23 protein-coding genes, 2 pseudogenes and 1 riboswitch are annotated in these 20,304 nt (G+C 61.8%); of the genes and pseudogenes, 4 read left to right on the top strand and 21 right to left on the bottom strand.

The features are described from left to right. Positions 1-89: 89 nt before the first annotated feature. Entirely contained in the window at positions 90-1,823 is a 1,734-nt protein-coding gene (locus ACH2DW_RS12895; RefSeq protein WP_394930153.1) for a glycoside hydrolase family 2 protein, read from the bottom strand. 61 nt (positions 1,824-1,884) lie between these two features. Further along, a riboswitch (glycine riboswitch) is annotated at positions 1,885-1,975 on the top strand. A gap of 130 nt (positions 1,976-2,105) precedes the next feature. On the opposite strand from ACH2DW_RS12895, the gene gcvP reads away from it, so the two are divergent. Continuing rightward, positions 2,106-4,958: an aminomethyl-transferring glycine dehydrogenase gene (gcvP, locus tag ACH2DW_RS12900; protein ID WP_394930154.1), complete on the top strand. Its 2,853-nt coding sequence runs from the start codon at positions 2,106-2,108 to the stop codon at positions 4,956-4,958. A 95-nt stretch (positions 4,959-5,053) separates the two neighbouring features. Further along, entirely contained in the window at positions 5,054-5,686 is a 633-nt protein-coding gene (locus ACH2DW_RS12905) for a hypothetical protein (protein WP_394930155.1), read from the top strand. Between the two features lie 4 nt (positions 5,687-5,690). Here the strand turns inward: ACH2DW_RS12905 and gcvT are convergent, their stop codons facing one another. The 7 genes from gcvT to ACH2DW_RS12940 all read right to left on the bottom strand — a co-directional run bounded on the left by gcvT (position 5,691) and on the right by ACH2DW_RS12940 (position 10,370). Beyond that, a complete protein-coding gene (gene gcvT, locus ACH2DW_RS12910) occupies positions 5,691-6,749 on the bottom strand; it encodes a glycine cleavage system aminomethyltransferase GcvT (RefSeq protein ID WP_394930156.1) in 1,059 nt (352 codons plus the stop codon). Between the two features lie 7 nt (positions 6,750-6,756). Beyond that, complete coding sequence (locus ACH2DW_RS12915) at positions 6,757-7,260, bottom strand: MerR family transcriptional regulator (RefSeq protein WP_394930157.1); 504 nt, start codon at positions 7,258-7,260, stop codon at positions 6,757-6,759. Between the two features lie 151 nt (positions 7,261-7,411). Beyond that, complete coding sequence (locus ACH2DW_RS12920; RefSeq protein WP_394930175.1) at positions 7,412-7,846, bottom strand: bifunctional nuclease family protein; 435 nt, start codon at positions 7,844-7,846, stop codon at positions 7,412-7,414. Positions 7,847-7,914: 68 nt separating this feature from the next. Then, the gene (locus tag ACH2DW_RS12925) at positions 7,915-8,835 is read right to left on the bottom strand and encodes a MerR family transcriptional regulator (RefSeq protein ID WP_394930158.1); all 921 of its coding nucleotides are present in this window, start codon (positions 8,833-8,835) and stop codon (positions 7,915-7,917) included. Next, positions 8,828-9,316 carry an FHA domain-containing protein gene (locus ACH2DW_RS12930; protein ID WP_394930159.1) on the bottom strand — a complete coding sequence of 163 codons (489 nt, stop codon included), beginning with the start codon at positions 9,314-9,316 and terminating at the stop codon, positions 8,828-8,830. Before ACH2DW_RS12930 ends, ACH2DW_RS12925 begins: the two co-directional genes overlap by 8 nt. 4 nt (positions 9,317-9,320) lie before the next feature. Further along, entirely contained in the window at positions 9,321-9,701 is a 381-nt protein-coding gene (gene gcvH / locus ACH2DW_RS12935; RefSeq protein WP_394930160.1) for a glycine cleavage system protein GcvH, read from the bottom strand. Positions 9,702-9,722: 21 nt separating this feature from the next. Continuing rightward, on the bottom strand, positions 9,723-10,370 hold the full coding sequence (locus ACH2DW_RS12940) for a CDP-alcohol phosphatidyltransferase family protein (RefSeq protein ID WP_394930161.1): 648 nt from the start codon (positions 10,368-10,370) through the stop codon (positions 9,723-9,725). Positions 10,371-10,406: 36 nt separating this feature from the next. Between ACH2DW_RS12940 and ACH2DW_RS12945 the strand changes: the two genes are divergently transcribed. Then, positions 10,407-10,799: an HIT family protein gene (locus ACH2DW_RS12945; protein WP_394930162.1), complete on the top strand. Its 393-nt coding sequence runs from the start codon at positions 10,407-10,409 to the stop codon at positions 10,797-10,799. A gap of 15 nt (positions 10,800-10,814) precedes the next feature. Here the strand turns inward: ACH2DW_RS12945 and ACH2DW_RS12950 are convergent, their stop codons facing one another. The 11 genes and pseudogenes from ACH2DW_RS12950 to ACH2DW_RS13000 all read right to left on the bottom strand — a co-directional run bounded on the left by ACH2DW_RS12950 (position 10,815) and on the right by ACH2DW_RS13000 (position 17,130). Beyond that, the gene (locus ACH2DW_RS12950; protein WP_394930163.1) at positions 10,815-11,537 is read right to left on the bottom strand and encodes an SOS response-associated peptidase; all 723 of its coding nucleotides are present in this window, start codon (positions 11,535-11,537) and stop codon (positions 10,815-10,817) included. Position 11,538: 1 nt separating this feature from the next. Then, on the bottom strand, positions 11,539-11,916 hold the full coding sequence (locus ACH2DW_RS12955) for an ArsR/SmtB family transcription factor (RefSeq protein WP_394930164.1): 378 nt from the start codon (positions 11,914-11,916) through the stop codon (positions 11,539-11,541). Positions 11,917-11,992: 76 nt separating this feature from the next. Then, a pseudogene (locus ACH2DW_RS12960) lies at positions 11,993-12,424 on the bottom strand (acyl-CoA dehydrogenase family protein); the annotation flags it as partial. Positions 12,425-12,716: 292 nt separating this feature from the next. Further along, positions 12,717-13,967, bottom strand: a complete 1,251-nt coding sequence (gene arsJ / locus ACH2DW_RS12965; RefSeq protein WP_394930165.1) for an organoarsenical effux MFS transporter ArsJ — start codon at positions 13,965-13,967, stop codon at positions 12,717-12,719. Between the two features lie 10 nt (positions 13,968-13,977). Further along, positions 13,978-14,997 carry an ArsJ-associated glyceraldehyde-3-phosphate dehydrogenase gene (locus ACH2DW_RS12970; RefSeq protein WP_394930166.1) on the bottom strand — a complete coding sequence of 340 codons (1,020 nt, stop codon included), beginning with the start codon at positions 14,995-14,997 and terminating at the stop codon, positions 13,978-13,980. Positions 14,998-15,226: 229 nt separating this feature from the next. Further along, positions 15,227-15,538 (bottom strand): universal stress protein, encoded by a 312-nt coding sequence (locus ACH2DW_RS12975; protein WP_394930167.1) that lies wholly within the window; start codon positions 15,536-15,538, stop codon positions 15,227-15,229. A 245-nt stretch (positions 15,539-15,783) separates the two neighbouring features. Continuing rightward, positions 15,784-15,984 carry a hypothetical protein gene (locus ACH2DW_RS12980; protein WP_394930168.1) on the bottom strand — a complete coding sequence of 67 codons (201 nt, stop codon included), beginning with the start codon at positions 15,982-15,984 and terminating at the stop codon, positions 15,784-15,786. Between the two features lie 30 nt (positions 15,985-16,014). Next, positions 16,015-16,212: a universal stress protein gene (locus ACH2DW_RS12985; protein ID WP_394930169.1), complete on the bottom strand. Its 198-nt coding sequence runs from the start codon at positions 16,210-16,212 to the stop codon at positions 16,015-16,017. Between the two features lie 36 nt (positions 16,213-16,248). Further along, on the bottom strand, positions 16,249-16,518 hold the full coding sequence (locus ACH2DW_RS12990; RefSeq protein ID WP_394930170.1) for a nucleoside-diphosphate sugar epimerase/dehydratase: 270 nt from the start codon (positions 16,516-16,518) through the stop codon (positions 16,249-16,251). 3 nt (positions 16,519-16,521) lie between these two features. Further along, a complete protein-coding gene (locus tag ACH2DW_RS12995; RefSeq protein WP_394930171.1) occupies positions 16,522-16,899 on the bottom strand; it encodes a nucleoside-diphosphate sugar epimerase/dehydratase in 378 nt (125 codons plus the stop codon). A 39-nt stretch (positions 16,900-16,938) separates the two neighbouring features. After that, positions 16,939-17,130 (bottom strand): hypothetical protein, encoded by a 192-nt coding sequence (locus ACH2DW_RS13000; protein ID WP_394930172.1) that lies wholly within the window; start codon positions 17,128-17,130, stop codon positions 16,939-16,941. Positions 17,131-17,540: 410 nt separating this feature from the next. On the opposite strand from ACH2DW_RS13000, the gene ACH2DW_RS13005 reads away from it, so the two are divergent. Further along, positions 17,541-18,872, top strand: a complete 1,332-nt coding sequence (locus ACH2DW_RS13005; RefSeq protein ID WP_394930173.1) for a hypothetical protein — start codon at positions 17,541-17,543, stop codon at positions 18,870-18,872. 50 nt (positions 18,873-18,922) lie between these two features. Here ACH2DW_RS13005 and ACH2DW_RS13010 read toward each other — a convergent pair whose 3' ends face one another. Together ACH2DW_RS13010 and ACH2DW_RS13015 are read right to left on the bottom strand one after the other, a co-directional pair. Further along, positions 18,923-19,846 (bottom strand): sulfurtransferase, encoded by a 924-nt coding sequence (locus tag ACH2DW_RS13010; protein ID WP_394930174.1) that lies wholly within the window; start codon positions 19,844-19,846, stop codon positions 18,923-18,925. Positions 19,847-19,928: 82 nt separating this feature from the next. After that, a pseudogene (locus ACH2DW_RS13015) lies at positions 19,929-20,304 on the bottom strand (hypothetical protein); the annotation flags it as partial.

Genomic DNA, 20,304 nt, shown 5'->3' on the forward strand with positions numbered 1-20,304 from the left:
GTGCCTGACAAGGCTCGACGGATCTCGAGCCGCTCGTTCGTGCGCGTGGGGCTCCGCGTCGCCCGCGAGCTCGCTGGGCAAATCGAGGGTCAGTTGGCAACTTCTTCGTAGTAGCTCTGCAGCACCCCGAAAGCGAGCTTCCGTTCGCCTTCCTCGCTGATCAGACCCTTCCGGTTGTATCCGTCCTGTATGCCGGGGAGGACCCGCACGGGTGCTCGGAAGTCCTTAAGAATCCACGGAGAGAGCCCGGCCACCTCTCCCCCGTTGCCGGTTCGATTGGCCTTGACCATTTCAATCTGGGCTCGGTAGAGCGCCGCTTGGTACTCCTCCGTCCAGATTTCGCCTTCGTCGCCGTGGTATCCGGCCTTGGCCCCGCCGCCCATCTCGGTGAACACGATCGGTTTGCCGAAGATGGAGCGCCATGTCGCTTCGGGGATGGTCTCGCGGTCGCCGTAATACCACCCGAGGTATTGGTTGATCGCGATGACGTCGACCGCTGCACCGAGCGGATCATCGATGAGATGGTCGAGTTCCTGTGTCGGGAGTGTGAGCATCGCGGCGCTGATCAGGCGGGTCGGGTCGAGCTCGCGTGCGGTGTCAGCAAGCTTCGTGAGGAACGCCGTGCGTTCGGGGGACGGCAGCGTCTCATTGGCAACCGACCAGAAGATCACGGCTGCACGGCTGCGATCCCGGACGATCAGCTCCTCAAGTTGCTCCTGGGCGTTGCCCAGCACGTTGGGTTGGTCGAATGCGATGCCCCAGTACACGGGCAGTTCGCACCAGGCGAGGATGCCGCGACGATCGGCCTCTCGGACCATATGTTCGTCGTGTTGGTAGTGAGCGAGCCGCACGAAGTTGGCGCCCAGCTCCTGTGCCCAACCGAGCAGTGTCGATGCATGTTCGACGGTGTTGGCGCGGCGACCGCCCGATGGCGTCTCGGAGTGGATGGAGATGCCATGCAAGAACGTACGCGTGCCGTTGACCACGATGTCGGTGCCATCGGTCTCGACTGTACGGAACCCGACATCGTCGGTGACGTGGTCACGTTCGCAACTCCAGTGCACTTCGTGCAGGACAGGTGCTCCGGGGTTCCACCGCTCGGGGGCGATATCCAACTCAAAGGTGTGACTGACCGTCGTGTCGACGTTGAGGCTTGGAATGCGAAGCCGAACGTCGGAGTCTCCACCGCGCAACGTGACGCCACCGATCACTCGTCCATCTGGAGCCATCGTCAGCCAGGCATGCTGCATGAACACATCGGGCACAAACACCAAGTCGACGGCTCTGGTCAGCCCGCCGAAGTTCCACCAATCTGATCGCATGGCAGGGATCCGGTGGGGCTCGCGACGATTGTCGACCTGGATGACCAGAGAGTGCGCGCCGGCGGTCAGGCGTCCAGTCAACTCCACCGCGTACGGGCTGAAGCCTCCTGCATGGGTGGAGAGTTCCTCGCCATTCAGAAACACGCGGCTGGTGTGGTTGGCGGCGCCGATGTGCAAAAAGATTCGACCCGTGGCGACCTGCACGGCTGACACCTCGACCGTTCGTCGATACCAGACGGTGCCCTCGTAGAAGTGCAGTCGCTCATCCTGTGTATTCCAGTCCCCGGGAACGGTCAGCGTTGGCGATGAGTCGAAGTCGTACTCCACTCGATCGCCTGGGTGACGCGGCCTGTGGTCGCGAAAAAAGCCCCGATCGTTGCGATCTCCGAGAATGCCGATGTAGCCCATCTCATAGGGGTCGACAATGATGTTCCACGCGCCGTTGAGCGAGATTCGGCTGCGCTGCAAAACGTTGGAGATATTGATCGTGCCGGTGTTCATCGTGTGATCGTCGCACATCGGCGTGGAGGTACTACCCTTTGCAGTACAACTGAAACGCCGATCCACTCGATCGGGAGAGCCGGCACATTGGTCGGCGCTGAAGGCGCAACCCACCCCGGCAATCGCTCAAGCACCCGGACCGTTCGAGTGAGGCACGCTGGAAAGTGATCGATCGTTTGTCCATCGGACGTGCGCTTGTTCCGCCCACGGGGATCAAAACTCTCAGGCACAGATGACAGCGGGGGCCGCCACCACGATCCGTCGTGTACCCAGGAGCCACTTATGCCCACCCCGCTCAGTGATCTGTTTGAATCCGATGAATTCGTCCGTCGCCATGTTGGCCCGACCCCTGGCGATGTGGCCCACATGCTCGACGCTGTCGGCGTCGACTCCGTGGAAGCGCTGCTTGATCAGACCATGCCGGCCACGATCCGTTCGGGCGAACCGCTCGACCTCGCTCCCGCGGTTCCAGAACGCGAGGCGCTTCGTCGCCTCCGGGTGATTGCCGAGAAGAACCAACTTGTCACCTCGTTGATCGGGATGGGCTACACCGGCACGATCACTCCTCCGGTGATTGCACGAAATGTGCTCGAGAACCCGGCTTGGTACACCGCATATACGCCGTATCAGCCAGAGATCAGTCAGGGCCGACTCGAGGCGATTCTGAACTTCCAGACGTTGGTCACCGAACTGACCGGTCTCGATGTGGCGAATGCATCGCTGCTTGACGAAGGGACGGCCGCTGCAGAGGCGATGACGATGGCCAGGCGCCAGTCAAAGGTCAAATCACAACGCTTCTTCGTACATGAGGACACTCACCCTCAAACGCTGGCAGTGCTCAGGACGCGGGCCGAGCCGGTGGGGGTCGAACTCCTGGTTGGCGAAGCTGCTCTGCTCGATGGTGTCGACGCCGGCGGAGTCTTCGGTGCGCTGTTCAGTGCACCGAGCTCATCGGGTGCCGTTGTCGATTGGACCGCCGACATTGCCAAGGTGCACTCAATGGGGGGCATCGCCGCGGTCGTGACCGACCCTCTCTCGTGCCTGCTGGTCACTCCTCCAGGGCAAATGGGCGCCGACATCGCGATTGGTTCGGCACAACGTTTCGGTGTGCCGATGGGCTTTGGTGGTCCACACGCAGCGTTTGTGGCAGCGCGCGAGAAAGCTGCTCGATCGATGCCTGGGCGCATCGTCGGCGTCAGTACAGATACAGCTGGCCGCCCAGCGCTCCGGCTCGCATTACAGACCCGGGAGCAGCACATCCGGCGCGAGAAAGCGACATCGAACATTTGCACTGCGCAGGTGCTGCTGGCAAACATCGCTGGCCTCTACGCCGCATGGCACGGACGCGCGGGGCTGACCCGCATTGCGGAGCGTGTGCATCGACTCACCTCGATCGCTGCAGCAGGCTTGCGGGCTGCTGGTCATGAGGTGCTCAACGAAACGTGGTTTGACACCATCACGGTGCGCTCCAAGGACGTCGACGCGGCCATCGCCGCGGCGTTGGCCGCCGGATTCAACATTCGGCGGGTGAACGATGGAGTCTTCGGAGTGACCTTTGACGAGACGTCGACCCTCGAAACAGTATCGAGTGTGGTTGCTGCACTTGGCGGGCAGCCTGTCGACGATCCCGACTCAGCGCCTGATGGCATACCTGCAGCACTGCGGCGAACTGATGAGTTCCTCACGCAATCGGTGTTTGAGCGGTATCACAGTGAGCATGAGATGCTTCGCTACTTGCGTCGGCTCAGCGATCGAGACCTCGCCCTCGACCGGACCATGATCCCGCTCGGATCGTGCACGATGAAGCTCAACGCAACGTCGGAAATGGTGCCGATCACGTGGCCGGAGTTTGCTGACATCCATCCCTTTGCTCCCATCGAGCAGGCTGCCGGATACGTCGAGATGATTGATGATCTGGCAGACCGGCTCGCGGTCATCACGGGCTATGACGCAGTCAGTTTGCAACCCAACGCAGGCAGTCAAGGAGAATTCGCAGGCCTGTTGGCGATCCGGGCTTATCACCGCACCAACGGTGACGAACAGCGGACGGTGTGCCTGATCCCCTCGAGTGCGCACGGAACCAATGCTGCCAGCGCAGTGATGGCAGGTCTCGATGTGAAGGTGGTCGCATGTGATGATCGCGGCAACGTCGACATGGCCGATTTGCGAGTCAAGCTTGCCGATGTGGGCGACACGTTGGCCGCCATCATGATCACGTATCCATCGACGCATGGCGTGTTCGAGGCCGATGTCAGCGAGTTGTGCGGTCTGGTGCACGATGCTGGTGGTCAGGTGTACGTCGACGGTGCGAATCTCAACGCGTTGGTCGGTCACGCTCGCCCGGGCAAGTTCGGGGCAGATGTGAGTCATCTCAACCTGCACAAGACGTTCTGCATTCCGCATGGCGGGGGTGGGCCGGGCGTCGGTCCGATTGGTGTTCGCAGCCATCTCCAGCCGTTTCTCCCCGGCCATCCGCTGGACGCGGAGTCGCCGGTTGGGGCGGTGTCGGCGGCCAATTTCGGTTCGGCTGGCATTCTGCCGATCCCGTGGATGTACCTGGAGATGATGGGCGCCGCGGGCCTGACTGACGCCACCAGCGTCGCCATCGTTGCCGCCAACTACATCGCCCATCAGCTCGACCCGCATTTCCCGGTCTTGTACCGCGGCGAGCACGGACGGGTTGCTCACGAATGCATCATTGACGTACGCGACATCACCAAAGAGACCGAGGTGTCCGTCGACGACATCGCCAAACGGCTGATGGACTATGGGTTTCATGCCCCGACGATGAGCTTTCCCGTCGCCGGGACTCTGATGATCGAGCCGACCGAAAGCGAGACGCTGCGCGAGATCGATCGCTTCTGCGCTGCGATGATTGCAATCAAAGGCGAGATCGATCTAGTTGCGTCCGGAGAGTCCGCCATCGAGGACAGCCCACTTCGGCATGCGCCACATACGTCTGAGGAACTGCTCGGAGAGTGGAATCGGTCGTACAGCCGTGAAACCGGCGCATTCCCGCTGGACAGTCTCAGGGTCTCCAAGTACTTCCCCCCGGTCTCGCGTATTGACGGTGCCTATGGCGATCGGAACCTTGTCTGCAGTTGCGAGCCGCTTGAGGCGTACGCAAGCGGCTGATGCCGAAGCGTCTCAATCCTCGATGGCTCTGCCGGTGGTCGCACACTTCATCGTCATTCAGGGTGTCCTCGGCCGTGGCGAAGTAGGTTGGCGTGATGGCTGACAGTGACCCGCTCTCGCAGATGTTCAACCTGTTCGCGGCGCCACTCGCTGGCACGCTGCAATCCTTCGAACAGTTTCGCAAGGGTGTCGACGAGTTCCTTCGGGGTGTTGAGAACTTCAATCGCACGATGGAGAACCTGAACGAGACCACCGAACGAATCAACCGGTTGGTCACCGACGTCGAAGGCCCGATTCGTGCAGCGGTTCCGCAGATGACCCGCACGGTGAAGGCTGCTGACGACATGATGCAGGTCGTCAGCGGCCCGGCCATGGCTGCAGCACCTGGTCTTGAGCGGTTGGCCAAGACGCTGACCACGCCGGCGTTCACGCAGCTCCCTGACCAGTTGGGTCAGTTCAGCGACATTCTCGGTGATCTGCAGGCCCGTCTGGGCCCGCTCACGCAACTTGCCGAAACAGCGGGTGGCTTGTTTGGTGGCTTTCGTCGGCCGGGCGTGACCGGGGCGGCTCCGGCTCCGGAGCCATCCGCTCCGACTCCACCCGTGGCCGTGAAAAAGACGACCGCCAAGAAGGCGACGCCGCAGAAGAAGGCGACGCCTCAGAAGAAGGCAGCCCCAAAGAAGGCGACGCCGCAGAAGAAGGCAACCGCAAAGAAGTCAGACGAGTAGCGGATTAGACAAACGGTGTTGCGACGACGCGGCCGGCAAGCGTTTTGCCCCGGACGTCGATGTCGACCAGGTCGCCTTCGGCCGTTGTCGGTGGGAGAAATGCAAGTGCGATGCCGTGCCCAAGAATCGGTGAAAAGTTGCCGCTGGTCACTTCCCCGACGGCGACACCGTTGACGAGCACAGTGCAACCCGTGCGGGCCGGCCTCCGCCCGTCGGTTGCGATGCCGAACAGTCGTCGGGTGACACCATCACTGCGCTCTGACAACGCGGCGTCCTTGCCGATGAATGTTGGCTTCTCCCAGGCCACGACCCATCCGAGATCGGCCTGCAACGAGGTGATGCCGCGGCCGAGTTCCTGGCCGTGCAACGGCAGCGCCGACTCAAGTCGGAGCGTGTCGCGGGCACCGAGACCGGCCGGAGTGATTCCTGCGCCGATGAGTGCGTCCCACAGTGATCCGGCTGATGCCGCCGGGACAGCAATCTCGACGCCAGGCTCCCCCGTGTAGCCCGTTCCGGCGACGACACATGGTGCGCCGTGCCAGTCGCAGTGCGTCACGCGGAAGCGGCCGGTGGCGGCCGCCTCGGGGAACACTGTGGCCAGGACGGTCTTGGCTTCGGGGCCTTGGACAGCGATGACGGCGCGATCATGGGTCGTCTCGATGCCCCCGAGGGCAGCGACCACATCGTCGGTATTGGACGCATTTGGCATGACATCGAACACGTCGGGATCACCATCGGCCCGGGGATGCCACCACACGATGATGTCGTCGAGCACGGATGCGTCGTGCGCGTCGAGCAGGTGTGTGTACTGGGCTCGCCCGGGTGTGATCTTTCGGAGATCGTTGGTCAGTGTGGTCTGGAGCCGGTCGAAGGCGCCGTCGCCTGTGATGCGGACTGAGCCAAGATGCGACACGTCGAACATTGCGGCGCCACGGCGACACGCGAGGTGCTCGTTGATCGTGCCCGACGGGTAGGCGATGGGCATTTCCCATCCGCCGAACTCGACGAGGCTGGCGTCAAGAGCTTGGTGCTGCTCGACCAGGGGTGACCGCTCGAGTGTCATGTGATGCTCAGCCGATCCGGCGATGCGGCTGATCGTCGAGAATTTCCGAGGCGATGTCGGCGACGTCCGCTTCGAGTTCGTTCTTCATTCCGCTCATGGAGAACACCATGTTGAGGACGCCCTGGCCATTTTTCAACACGTCGATGAGCTCGCCGTCATCACAGACCTGCACGCTCTCGCCTTCGATGACAAGGTGCGCCGAGGCAATGTCGGTGGCGACGTGCTCACGGAGGTAGTCGAACACTTTGCGGACTTGTTCCAGTTTGATCCCGGCGTCGAGCAGCTTCTTGATCGTCTTGAGTTCGAGCAGATCGGTGTAGGAGTACCGACGACGGCTACCGCTACCACTGGCATCACTGAGCGATGGGCGGATCAGGTCGGTGCGAGCCCAATAATCGAGCTGGCGATACGAGATGCCGACGACGCTGGCGGTTTGCGTGCCGCTGTAGCCCAGCGATTCGGCGAGCCGCTTGTCGATGTCGGACAGCGGGGTCCCTGCGATACGTGTCATGTGATTGCCTCCGGTTCGTTGTTGCCAACGAACGAACAGATTGTGCTGCGGCACCACAGTTTCGTAGTTACAGCAGTGTGAGATCGTGAACCTTACGGATCGGACGCGCGACCGTCAACCTTTTGTCGAGACTTCGTCTCTCGGGTGTTGGTCAGGCCTCGAAGTCTTCGGGGCTGACGTTGTCGAGGAAATCCTTGAAGTCGTCGATGATTTCGGCAGCATCGACTTCCGGTTCGGCCGGTGCTTCTTGGGCTTCGGCTGCCATCAACTCGTCGGTGGCGAAGAGCGGCGCGTTGCATCGAACGGCGAGTGCAACGGCATCGGAAGGCCGCGCCGAGATGACCTTGTCACCCGACGGGCTCGACAGGTACACCTCGGCATGAAACGTCCGATCGCGCATTTCCGTGACGACGACCTGATCGACTGTTGCCCCCAGTTCGCCGAGGGTGATCAAGAACAGATCATGCGTGAGCGGACGCGGCGGCTCGACTCCTTCGAGCGCGTAGTGAATCGCAGAGGCTTCGGGCGTGCCGATGTAGATCGGGAGCAGCCTTCGGTCGCCATCCTGCTCACGGAGCAACATCATGGGTGTATTGGCTGGCACTTCGACGCGGACACCGACCAATTCGAGAGGGATCACTCTCCCGATCGTACTCAGTCTTCGTAGTGCTGGCGCATCGTTGATCGCATCAGGGCCGAGCGCAGTTGGCCGCCGATTTGTTCCATCTCGGTGAGTTGCTGGCGTGCCTGCTCGCGAGACCCCGGATTGCGCTGCCGTAACAGCGGCTGAATCATCTGTTCGAACAGGCCGGCTTCGCGATCCGCAGCCACTTTCCATCCGCGAAGGTGCCGCGCATCGAAGCCTGCGTCGAGGAACCGCTTGGCGATCGTGGCGACCTCAAGTGCGTCCTCGCCATACATGCCACCTGATCCGCGGATACCGGTGACGACGCCGTAGGACTCGAGGTTTTCGAGCGCAGCGGCATCGATCGATGCCATCGAGCACAGCTCGTCACGCGTGAGCGCAACGCTGGGCAGCGACGACGGTGCTGCGACATCGGCAACAGGTTCGGGCGAGGGCGGAATCGGGGTGTTGGCCGGCGCCAGATCGTCGACCTTGGCGCTGGACTCGGTCGCGTCTGTGGGCGTGTCGCCGGTGTCGGTGCGCGCGAACAGGGCCTCTGCGCCGGTCGGCGGCGCTGACGCGCCGGATGCGATCAGCGTGGCCGCAGGGTGCGCGGCAACAGCGTCGTCGTCGGGCATGTTGCGAATGCCTCGGGGGCGCGGGATCTCGCTCGTCGGGTCGATCTCGCCTGAATCCAGCCGGTCTTTGATGACGCGTAATGGCAAGTAGTTCTCGCGCTGCTCACGCAGGATGCAGCGCAGTAATTCAACGTCGTCGTCGTAGAACTTGCGATACCCCGACGGCGTGCGCTCAGGGTCGATCAGACCCTGACTCTCGAGGAAACGGATCTTCGAGATCGTGACGTCGGGAAACTCCTCGAGCAGCAGTGCGAGTACTTCACCAATGGAGAGATGCGACATCGATGCGGTCCTGCCCGGCAGGTCAGCCATCGTTCCGCTCGAAGAAGACCAGTCTGAACTTGCCAATCTGAACCTCGTCGCCGTGATGCAGCAGCATGCGGTCGATACGTTCCTGATTGACATACGTGCCGTTGAGCGAGCCGGCGTCGCTGGCGACGTAACCGTCGGCAGTGCGCTCGATCTCGGCATGACGTCGAGACACGGTGATGTCGTCAAGGCTGATCTCGCTGTTGGGGTGGCGTCCCATTCGGGTCACATCCTCGTCGAGCGGGAATCGGGCGCCGGCTTGCGCTCCGGCACGGACGATGAGGACACCGATCTCGGTTGAGAGTTCACCGACCGGAACCACGATGTCGTCCTTCGGCCCAGGAGCATCTTGTAACGGATCGATTGCGGTGAGGGTGATGGTTCGATCGCCAAGTGAATCCAAGGGTTCGCCGCAGCTTGAGCAGAACGTGCTCTCGGGCGGGTTGCGATGGCCGCATTGGTTGCAGAAGACGTAGGTGCTCATGAGCTCAGCCTTCGGTGAGCGCCCTGTAGGCGGCGGCGTCCATCAGTTCGTCAAGTTGGGCCGCGTCGGAATATTGAATTGAGCAGATCCAACCCTCACCGTAAGGGTCACTGTTGAGGAGTTCGGGCTGATCATCGAGCGCCTCGTTCACGGCAGAGATGACACCCGACACTGGGGCATAGATGTCACTGACTGACTTCGTGCTCTCAACCTCAGTGAAGGAGTCACCCAAGACCACGGTCGTTCCCTGCTCGGGAACCTCGACAAACACCACATCGCCGAGCGAATCCTGGGCATATTCGGTGATGCCGATCGTGACGACGTTGCCGTCTTGGCGGATCCACTCGTGGTCTGACGAGTAGCGGAGGTCAGCTGGAACGTTCATCGGTGCTTACCGTAGCGAGAATCACTGCCCGGAAGGAACCCGATCTGCGCGATGTTGGCGCCCGGCCGCAATCCCAGCTCGGACCTGGGGAATGTAGGCGATGCCGGTCCAGTAGCTGAGGGCGAGCCCCGGGATGCCGGTGACCCACGCAACGACGGCAAAGAAGTCCGACTCCGACACGCCTGCTTCGCTGATCAAGAAGCTCGGAACCGCCGCCATGAGCAGGAAGGTCGCCGTCTTGCCCCACCAGGTGACATCGAATCGTTCCATGCCAAAAAGCAGTGTCGCAATCGTCATCATCGCGCCCACTGCCACTTCGCGGAACAACACTGCGACAGCGAACCAGACAGGGATGCTGCCGTCGATGACGATGGCAATCACCGACACGAAGAAGAAGAGACGGTCGACGGTCGGGTCGAAGATCTTGCCGAACTCGCTCACCTGGTCGAAACGTCGAGCGATATAGCCGTCGATCCAATCGGTGCTCGCCAGCGCCACGAGCATCCACGCCGCTCCTGCGCGGTTGTCCTGGACAAACAGGAGCCAGAGAAAGATTGGGAGGCACAGCAACCGCAGGAGCGTGAAGGCATTGGGGGCCGTCCACAGATTGTCGAAGAGACCGGCCGAGTCGCTGTCGGATGTTTGAGCGGTCTCGTCGTCGCTGGTCACATCTCGATCGTACGGCGCGCGTACTGTGGCGCGGGTATGAGCACCGTCTTCACCATGATCATCAACGGCGATATTCCCGGGACCTTCGTGCATCGCGATGACCGCTGCGTTGCATTCATGTCGATCAATCCAATGACACCGGGACACGCGCTCGTCGTACCCATTGAGGAGATCGATCATTGGATCGACGCTTCTCCCGAGTTGTCGACGCACCTGTTCGAGGTATCCCGCCGCATTGCCAAGGCCCAGGAGCGTGCCTTCGGCTGCGAAAAGGTCGGGCTGATAATCGCCGGCTACGAGGTGCCGCACGCCCATATCCACCTGGTGCCAACCAACGAGATGAGCGAACTCTCGTTTGCGAATGCTGCTGCGCATGTCGACCGCAGCGACCTTGAAGATTGGGCTGCTCGAATCATCGCTGCACTCTGATCCAGAGCGGACGGCTCACATCGGGTTGAGGAGGTCGGCGGCGTTGTTGCGGACGTTGTTCACCTCGGTGGAGACAGCGTGCATCTTGAGCGCTCCAGCGTTGGAGGCAGAGAAGATGTCCGACAGTGCGTCGATGTCGTCGTTGCCTGGATCGAGCCACTCGTCCCACCGATCGCGCGGGACGAGCACCGGCATTCGGTCGTGTACTGGTGACATCAGGTCGTTGGCTCCAGTTGTGATCACCGTGGCGCTGTGCAGCCAACGATGATCGGGATCTGACGGGTCCTTCCACGCGGCCCAGAGGCCTGCGACTGCGAGCGGTTCGCCGTCGACGCGGTGGATGAACATGGGCTGCTTGAGCGACGCGACCTTGGCATTGCGCGGACCGTCAGCGGCGCCCGGTTTCCATTCGTAGAACCCGTCCATCGGGATAATCACACGCTTGTTCTTCACCAACCCGCGAAACGACGGCTTCTCGGTGAGCGTCTCGGCGCGGGCGTTGATCATCCGCGCGCCAATCTTGCGCTCCTTGGCCCAGCTGGGAATCAGCCCCCAGTGGAAGGCCTGGACCGTCTTGTCGAGCGGCGCATCCGGATATGCAGCGCGTGCAACGACGCCGTAGACGTCGTGGGTCGGCGCGACATTGAAGTTTGCTCCGAGCGGCGCAACATCTGCGGTTGCGCCGAAGTAGGCCGCGATTGCATCGGGCGTACTGGTCGAGACGAACCGTCCGCACATGTCAGCTCGGCGAGTCGGCGATGGCGCCACTCAGGCTGCTGATAACGCCATCGATGGAGCCGGGGCTGAGCCGGTACCAAATCCAACGACCTCGTTTGTCACCTGCGACCAATCCGGCCTTGTTGAGCACCTTGAGATGGTGCGAAATCGTGGGCTGCGACTTGCCGATCGGCTCGACGAAGTCACAGGCACACACTTCGCCACTCGCCGACGACGCGATGATCGACAACATCTGAATACGAACCGGGTCAGCGATCGCGCTGAGTTGAACCGCAAGCGCTGTTGCGTCGCTGAGATCGAGGCGGGAGACACCGCCGCCGCAGCACGGGGCGTCGGTGTTGGTCGGGACAGGCTTGGTCATATTGGTCATATTGGTCATATTGGTCATCGTTGGCGGGAAAGCTCGCTGGTGCACGTCATCGCTGACCGTGACGCTACTCGCCCACTCAGGTCTTCTATTGACGCGAGATTCGACGCCCGAGCGAGGTCTTGTGGACTTCATCGGCGCCGTCGTAGATTCGCGCTGCTCGTTCGTGGCTATACCAGTAGGCGAGAATCGTGTCGTCGGTGACGCCGAGGGCACCGTGGACCTGGATGGCCGTGTCGACCGCTTTGAGCATGGTGCCGGCAACGGAGAACTTGATTGCCGAAATCTGGTCACGTGCGCCTTTGGCTCCATCGGTATCGATCTTCCATGCTGCGTGCAGCGTCAACAGGCGGGCGCTTCGGATCTCGGCATCAAGCTCGGCAACCCAGTGCCGCACGATCTGCCGGTCAGCGAGGGTGTCTCCCTCGGCGGTGATGACCCGTTGGTTGGCGTACGCGCAGAGCAGACAGAAGGAACGGCTCGCGATACCGAGCCAGCGCATGCAGTGATGAATGCGCCTGGGACCGAGCCGCTCTTAGGCAGACGCCCATCTGGCGGACCCGTTGCTGCAGCGCCGCGACCTGCTCTGCGACAACCTCGGGGTGCCCGCGGAGGAACTCGCCTCGAGTGGAATCACCTCCTCGTCCATGGAAGCATGGTCAATGGGGAGGATTGTCCGCATTGTGTCGGAGATCTCGAAGTCCATGGGATGTCCCTTCGGCCGTGCTCGGCGCAACGTCGTTGCCTCCGCACGGTAAGCAAGCCTGCGCTTGCTGCCCAGTGCCGGAAGTCCCTGGTTGCAACGAGGTGTTCTAACTTTTCGGCGGGGCCGCTGAAACCGCGCGATCGACCGCCGGAAGCCGCAGCGTCAAGAGCCAGGTGACGCCCACGAAGGCCGCGGCACCCCAGAGTGCGACGGGGAGCCCGCCCCACAGGTAAAGCACACCTGACAGCAACGTGCCGACAAAGCGTCCCACTGCATTTGCTGAGTAGTAGAAGCCGACATCGATAGATACGTCGTCTTCGTTGCTATAGGCAAGGATCAGATAGGAGTGGACCGAAGAGTTCACGGCGAACGCCACGCCGAAGATGATGAGCCCGCCCACGATCACGGCGGTGACTGCGATGCCGGCTGTGACGAGGGCGGCGATTGTTAATGCGATGAGGCCGAGGATCATCGCCCACCATCGAGCGCCGGCAACGTCGCGGTCGACCCCGTTGGCCTGGTCAGAGCCATCTGGTCGTGTCGAGCCGAGAATACGAGGGGCCATCGACTGCACTCCCCCGTAGCCGATGACCCACGCGGCCAGAAAGCCGCCAACGGCGTAGAACGACCAGCCCAACTCCTCTTCGAGGAAAACTGGAAGTGCCACGACGAACCAGATGTCGCGAGAAGCGAACAGGAACACTCGGGCAGCAGACAGCCGGTTCACGGGGCCGGATTTGGAGAGAATTGAGCCGAGGGGCGTCCGCTTCTTCGACTTGCCGATGTCCTCGTTCAGCATTGCCATGATGGCGACGAGTGCGATACCAACGATCGCCGCGAGCGTCCAGAGCGCGGCCTCGTATCCAAGCGATGCAAGCAGCGCAGCGCCCAAGAAGAATCCGACGCCCTTCAAAGCGTTCTTGGAACCGGTCAGTATCGCGACCATCTTGAAGAGGGCACCGTCTTCGTCGCCGGCGACGAACTTGACCGCGCTTTTCGAACTCATTTTCGTGAGATCTTTGGCGACGCCTGACAGTGCCTGCACCGCCATCACGAACACCACTGAGGTCCACTCGGCCCACGATTCTTGCTGCAGCGTGAGAGCAACCAAGGCGGCGACTTGGAGGCCCAGACCGACCCGCAAGGTGAGCCCGAGACCTGTTCGCGACCCGACCCAGCCGCCGATCAGATTGGTGACAATCCCCATGAATTCATAGGCGAGGAAGAGAAATGCAAGTAGGACCGGCGAGTAGCCCAGTTCGTTGAAGTGCAGCAGCACCAACATGCGCAGGGCACCGTCGGTGAGCGTGAACGCCCAGTAACCGGCGGTGACCAGCGCGTAGTTGCGAACGTTCATTGCTCGGTGGTCACCCTGCTGGGAGTAACGCTGCGACCTTCGCTGCGAGGTCAGCCATGCGGAAGGCGTACCCATATTCGTTGTCGTACCAGACGAGCACTTTGACCATTCGACCATCGATGACCATGGTTGAGGGGCCGTCAACGACGCCGGACCGTGTGTCGTTGGTGTAGTCCGCGGATACCAGGGGAAGGTCTTCGAATCCGAGGATGCCGGCCAGTTCGCCGTTGGCGGCGGTGCGGAAGTGATCGTTGATTTCATCAACGGTCACTTCTCGTTGCATGGTGAAGACCGCATCGGTGAGCGACGCGTTGAGCAGCGGTACGCGCACTGCGGTTCCGTTCAGTTTGCCGCTGAGTTCCGGATAGATCATGGTGATGGCGGTCGCCGATCCAGTCGAGGTCGGAATCAGAGAATTCAGCGCCGACCTTGCACGTCGGAGATCCTTGTGTGGGGCATCGACGACGACTTGCGTGTTGGTCACGTCGTGGATCGTGGTGATTGCCCCGCGTTCGATTCCGACGTGCTCGTGCAAGACCTTGACGACAGGTGCCAGGCAGTTGGTGGTGCATGAGGCGGCCGTCACGATGTCGTGCACGGCTGCGTCGTACAGGTCGTCGTTGCACCCCATGACGATGTTCAGCACGCCGTCGGCCGTCACGGGTGCGGCCACGATGACCTTGCGGACACCGCCGTCGAGGTATGGCTGCAAAGTTTCGGCGGTCTTGAATTTGCCGCTGCATTCGAGCACGATGTCGACGCCATGGTCGGTCCACGGCACGGCTGCCGGTGTGTCCTGTGAGGAGTACGTGACTGCGGTGCGGTCGACCGTCATTGATGTGCCATCAGTGCTGACTTCGCCGGCGTAGCGGCCGTGGACAGAGTCGAATTGGAGAAGGTGCGCTGCGGTGCCGACATCTGCCTGAGGGTCATTGACGTGGACAACCTCGATGCCGTCTCGGCCGCTGAGTCCACGAACGACGAGGCGGCCGATTCGTCCAAAACCATTGATTCCGATTCTCGTCGTCATGGTCGATTCCTCGTAGGTGTGCTCGTCCACCACACTCTCGGCGAGAGCCTGGGCGTTTAGTCAGATTCAATCACTCGAGGAGTGTTGATTGGCTGAATGCAGAGTGAACTCCAGGTGGCGGAACGCGCTGCGGATTCAGGATGACAGTTTGCGGACCACGTCGCAGCCGGACGCCGACTGCCGGGAAGAGACAGCTTCCCGACGCCGTCCACCTCGCTGCGAGGCCTGTTCAGGTTGTTTGGACGATGAGCACGGACCGGTCGGCGTGGTGGGCGCATCGGCTGGAGATGCTGCCGAGTAGGAAGCGGCCGATGCCATGCATGCCCCGGTTGCCGACGACCGGCAGGTGGGCATCGACCTGCTCACATAACGACAGCAGAGCATCTGCTGGGTCGCCAGAGAGCGCCTGGGTCGTTGATGTCGCACCTGCTTCTTCCGCAAAAGCTGTGGCTGACTCGAGCGCCGCTCGGACAGTTTCCTCACTTGCTTCGCCCCATCCGCTCAGGTCAACGATTGCGGCAGGCGATGCCACGTCACCCACGCCGCGATGCTTGCCGCCATGTCAGGCGCACACATCCACATCGCAACAACTGCGCCAAGGATCCCGATCGTGGGTTGCGGCGCTACTTGAACCGTCGGTACCGACAACAATGGATGCGTACATCGCGAACCTTTCGTTCAGACGATGGATGACTTTAGCGCTGGTCGGAGGAAGCGATCCGGCGATCGTCGGCGCGTGCACCGCCGTCGCCCCGATTCCTCAGCGCACACGAGAGTGACGACTTTCTATGGCTTGCGGGGCCCCGAGGGCACGGTTCGCCAGAGGCCAGCCATCGTCAGTGGAAGCAGCACAGCGGCCATCCACCATGGGATTGCACCGAGCGCCCACGCCAACGCAATGACACCGATAACAAGGATCAGCAGCAAGGGAATCACAATCCACGCGACTGACTTCTCTTGAACCGGCATCATCGCAGAGTCTTGCACGCAGCGCACGCCAAGCCTTGGGCGCAGCCGTCAATAAGTGGTGTTGACGACGAGGACATCGCAGGGTGCGTGGCGGATGACATCGGTGGCAATTGCGCCGAGCAGGCGGGCAACACTTTTCACGGGGCGATTGCCCACCACGATCATCGACGCGTTGAGTTGCTCCGCTTTCTCAACGAGCGACTTCGTTGGGTCTGTTCCCCCGAGCGCGTACGTGGCCGTCGGCACCGGTGATCAGCACTCGATTGCCGCGCAGGATGGATGTCACGGCGTCGAGATTGGTTGCAATCTGTTCGGGTCCCAGGAGGTCCTTGATCTGCACGTCACGAATGTCGGCGGTGATGTGCCGCTGCGCATCGCCGCCGACATTCGGGGAACGATCTTCATTGCAATATCTGCAGCCTCAGCTGCATCTGTGGCGCGTCGCACCGTCTCCTGCGGCGCATTGGTGATCGCGAACACGGCGAGGTTGGCGCCTGTCGCCGCGACAACATCGGTCAGATCATCGATTCCGCCGACGATCGGTACTCCCATGAATCATCGGCCATGGTGGTCGGGGTCCTCGTCGAGCACCGCAACCGGCCTGAACCTGGCACGTGGGCTGTGCAGCATGTCGGACACGATGCCGGCGCCGGAATCGCCCGATCCAATGACGACTACGCCCAGTCCGAGTTGATCCACGGATCGGCGAAAGGAGAAGAACCGGCTCTGGAAACGCAATAACCCCGTGAGGAACGTCACGGTGACCGTGCCGGTGACGACTACCGAGGTTGGCACGAAGCGGGGCGACACATTGACGACTATCAGGAGGGCCATCACTGTTGCACCCGACTTCAGGAGCAGCGGCGCTTCGTGAAGGCTGGCGTGACGCCAGAGCTGGCCGTACAGGCCCCATCCGAAGTTGCTGAGCACCACCGCTCCAGCGGCGAACGGGAGAAACGCTGCGAGGCCTGATCAGCCGTCGGCGAGGATGGTGCCGTCATAGCGCAGCAACAGCATCAGTAAGAATGCTGATGCCACGAGCGCGAGGTCGAGCGCCACGACAACGAGGTCGCTGCGCATGCGCACAGCTTGACTCGCGAGCCGGGCCCACGCGTGACGCAGGCTTGGTCCGGTGTCTGCGGAGAACTCCAGCTCGTTAATCATCGGTCCTTCTCGAGCCCTTGTCCGGGCGACACGGTTTCGCCGTTGGGAATCGCGCTCTGTTCGACCTTTCGACACCGCAGCCCTTCGCCTTGAGAGAATCCGGAACATGGGCCGGGTCCTGGCGCGATCAGCCAGACCCAGCCACGCCGAGATGAGGCAGGACGACCAACCTGCCAGCTCGTCTACACCGATCGAAGGTTTTACGTTGTGTGGCGCGGCTGGAGAGTGTGGACTCGGGCCCGCAAGCGCTCGCGTCCGGCTTCCACTTCGCGCCGTTCTGCTTCTCGGTGGGCACGTCTGGACTGACCAGCTTCAATAGTTCGCCATCGGCACGCCTTGCCACGACTGCAGTCAAGAGTTTGTCTCGTTTCACTGAGATCGACTCGATGGGGGTTCGTTAAGTTGCGACGATGCGTGACCGCACCAGCTCACACCCCGGGTATTGGCCGTCGGCATGGCCCGTCGAGTGCGGCGGGAACCGGCGGCAAAAGGCCAGCCCCGGACGACTCGATGCAGCCTCCGGTGCAGCGAGTGTGATTTCTCGCCACGACGACAAATGGCACGTTATGGCAATCGAGAGAAACAGCGGGCAGTGGTACGTGGGCGGCACGATGGCTGCGTTCAGTGGGCCGCCACCATTCGGGTGGGTGGAACGGATTGATCCAAACACCCTCGATGTTCTCGCCGCTTCGCCACAGTTGCCCTGTGGGGACCATGTCTGGTGTGGTGCGATCCTCGCTCACGCCAACGGGTCGATCATGTCGGTCAATGGAAATTATCTTCATCGCCTCGACCCTGATGATCTCTCGATATTGGTCGAACGCAGGCTGCCAGCAGACCGTTCGCATAATGGTCTGTTGGCGTTGGCGGACGGCTCGTTGATCACGAAGGACCTGCGGCTTGAGGGCCAGGGCGGCACGACGCTCACCCGCCTCGACCCGGGATCCCTTGAGATTCTCGGCCAACCGCTGGTGCTCCCCGAGGGATCGATGGGACGGATTGCCGCCAATCTTGAATTGGATGGAACTGAGACGGTGTATGTGCCCGGAACCGAACATCTCTGGCGGATACATCTTGAGGGGGACGAACTCGTCATCGATGCCGAATGGCAGCCCCGATACCGAACCACCGATGACCGGTTTGGCCTGTCATGGGATGCCTGCCTGTCAGACGACGTGTGTTGGGCCATGGACTGCGGTGACGTCGCCTCGGTCCGACGAATACATCAGACCGAACCGAACGGCCGCTTCGGCACCCCTCCCGGGCGGGACCTGTCGTGGCGCCTCGACGCGCCTTGGGACGGCCCACAGCGGCTCCATCGGATCTCGCTCACTGACCCGACGGCGCACGTTGTGATCGAGCCTTTCGGCACTGCAGGCGGCGGCATCATTGCTCCACCAGTCCACGTCCCTGAGTTCGACATGGCTATTGCGTGGGACAGCATCAACGGTGGCCTCGCCGGAGTCTCCACAGCGGACGGCGGTCTTGAGGTCGCGTGGCACCTCGACGTACGTGCAAGCATGCAGCCAGTGGTTTTCCCCGAGTCCGGTGAACTCGTCATCAACGACTTCACTGCTGCCGGAACTGACGACGTCATCGTGGTCGACATCGCTACTGGGGCGCTCCTTGATCGAGTCGCAACGGGCTCGCGGATCGCGAACGGAATGTTTCTCACTCCGGGAGGGAATCGAGACATCTTTTACTGCAGCACTCTCACCGTTGCCCGCATCGCTTGGTCATGACGCGAGTAGGTCACCTGCGGTAACGAGCGCCGGCCACGAAGCTGGGGTCGTCAGGCTGCCCCACTCGGATTGTTCATCGGGAGGTCAGGGTCGGCGGTCCACTCCATGAGGCTCCCGTCATAGACAGCGACATTTGTCTTCCCGAACAACGCCAGCGCAAAGGCATCGACCGTTGCGGCGATTGCGCCACCGCAGTAGGTAATCACATCACGTTCGTCAAGGAGTCCAGCTCGACTGAGGTGTTCGTGCATTTCGGCTGGCTCAACAAATGCAGCAGTTTCGGCTTCGATCAGCGACCGGAATGGCACGTTGATGGCCCCGGTGATGTGTCCCGAACGCGGACCGTATGAGGTGCCGGTACCGTCGAAGCTGTCGGCCGGAAGTGCATCGACAAGACATGTGAGGGCGGTCGCCTCCTGAGCGAGGGTTCCGTGCACTGCGGCGAGCACCTCTGCTTGAGTTGCGTTGCCCGACGTCGCCGGCGTGAGTACAGCGGGCCGCGCGATCGATGGAACCGTTGAGGGCTCGTCCGTGAGTGGCCGACCTTCAGCCTCCCACTGTTCGATACCTCCCCACAGAATGGCGCAGTCGACTCCAGAATGGTGCAAGGTCCACCAGGCCCGCGTGCACCACATCGTTCCCGAGTCGATGCCCTCGCGCGGTGTCCGAGCAACGAGCACCACTTTGGTGTCGGGCCCGACACCGACAGCGTTCAGCGCAGCGCCCACTTCGTCCACAGTCGGCCACATCCAAGGAAGTTCAGCCGACTGATTCGAAAGCACACCCTTGCCTGCGGCGCTGTCAAAAAAGAGAGAGCCAGGGATGTGCCCTTCTCTATAGCACTCTGCCTCTGCACGATTCTCAAGCCGTCCGTTGAGTTTCGCAGTGACGTCAAGGACGCGCACATGAGGTGAGTCGAGATGTGCAGCGAGCCAAGCGGTCGTGACGAGGTATTCGGGCCGGGCAAAGTCCATCTCCGAGTCTTGCCCGTACGGACTGCTCTCGCCAACGCGGCCTGAATCCTGCGGTGTGGCAGGGGTGCAACACCGGGGTTGTTTAGGAGCTGTGGAGATCTCGGTGGAGGAAGGCCCACCAGCTGATCAGGAGTGAGATGGTGGCGACGCCGAAGGGGATGAGGACTGGCCAGTTGAGTCCGTTGATCAGCATGACATCGTCGACGTACCACCGCCATGAGGACAGCCACGTCAGACCGTCGAGGCTTGAGGTCATGCTCGACAACGTGTAGAGCACGTAGCCACCGACGCCGAGGGTGACGGCGCCGCCCATAGCAACGCTTTTGCGACCGGTGACGGAACCGATCAGAAACGCCAGCGACGCGAGCCCGAGCGCGATGGCAAATGCTGAGATCGTGCCGTCGACAATGTTGCCGATCGTTGCGCCGGGAGCCGTCGACGTCGTTCCGTCCGGCAGC

Origin of the sequence: uncultured Ilumatobacter sp. (genome assembly GCF_963980585.1) — a bacterium.
Lineage (GTDB): Bacteria > Actinomycetota > Acidimicrobiia > Acidimicrobiales > Ilumatobacteraceae > Ilumatobacter_A.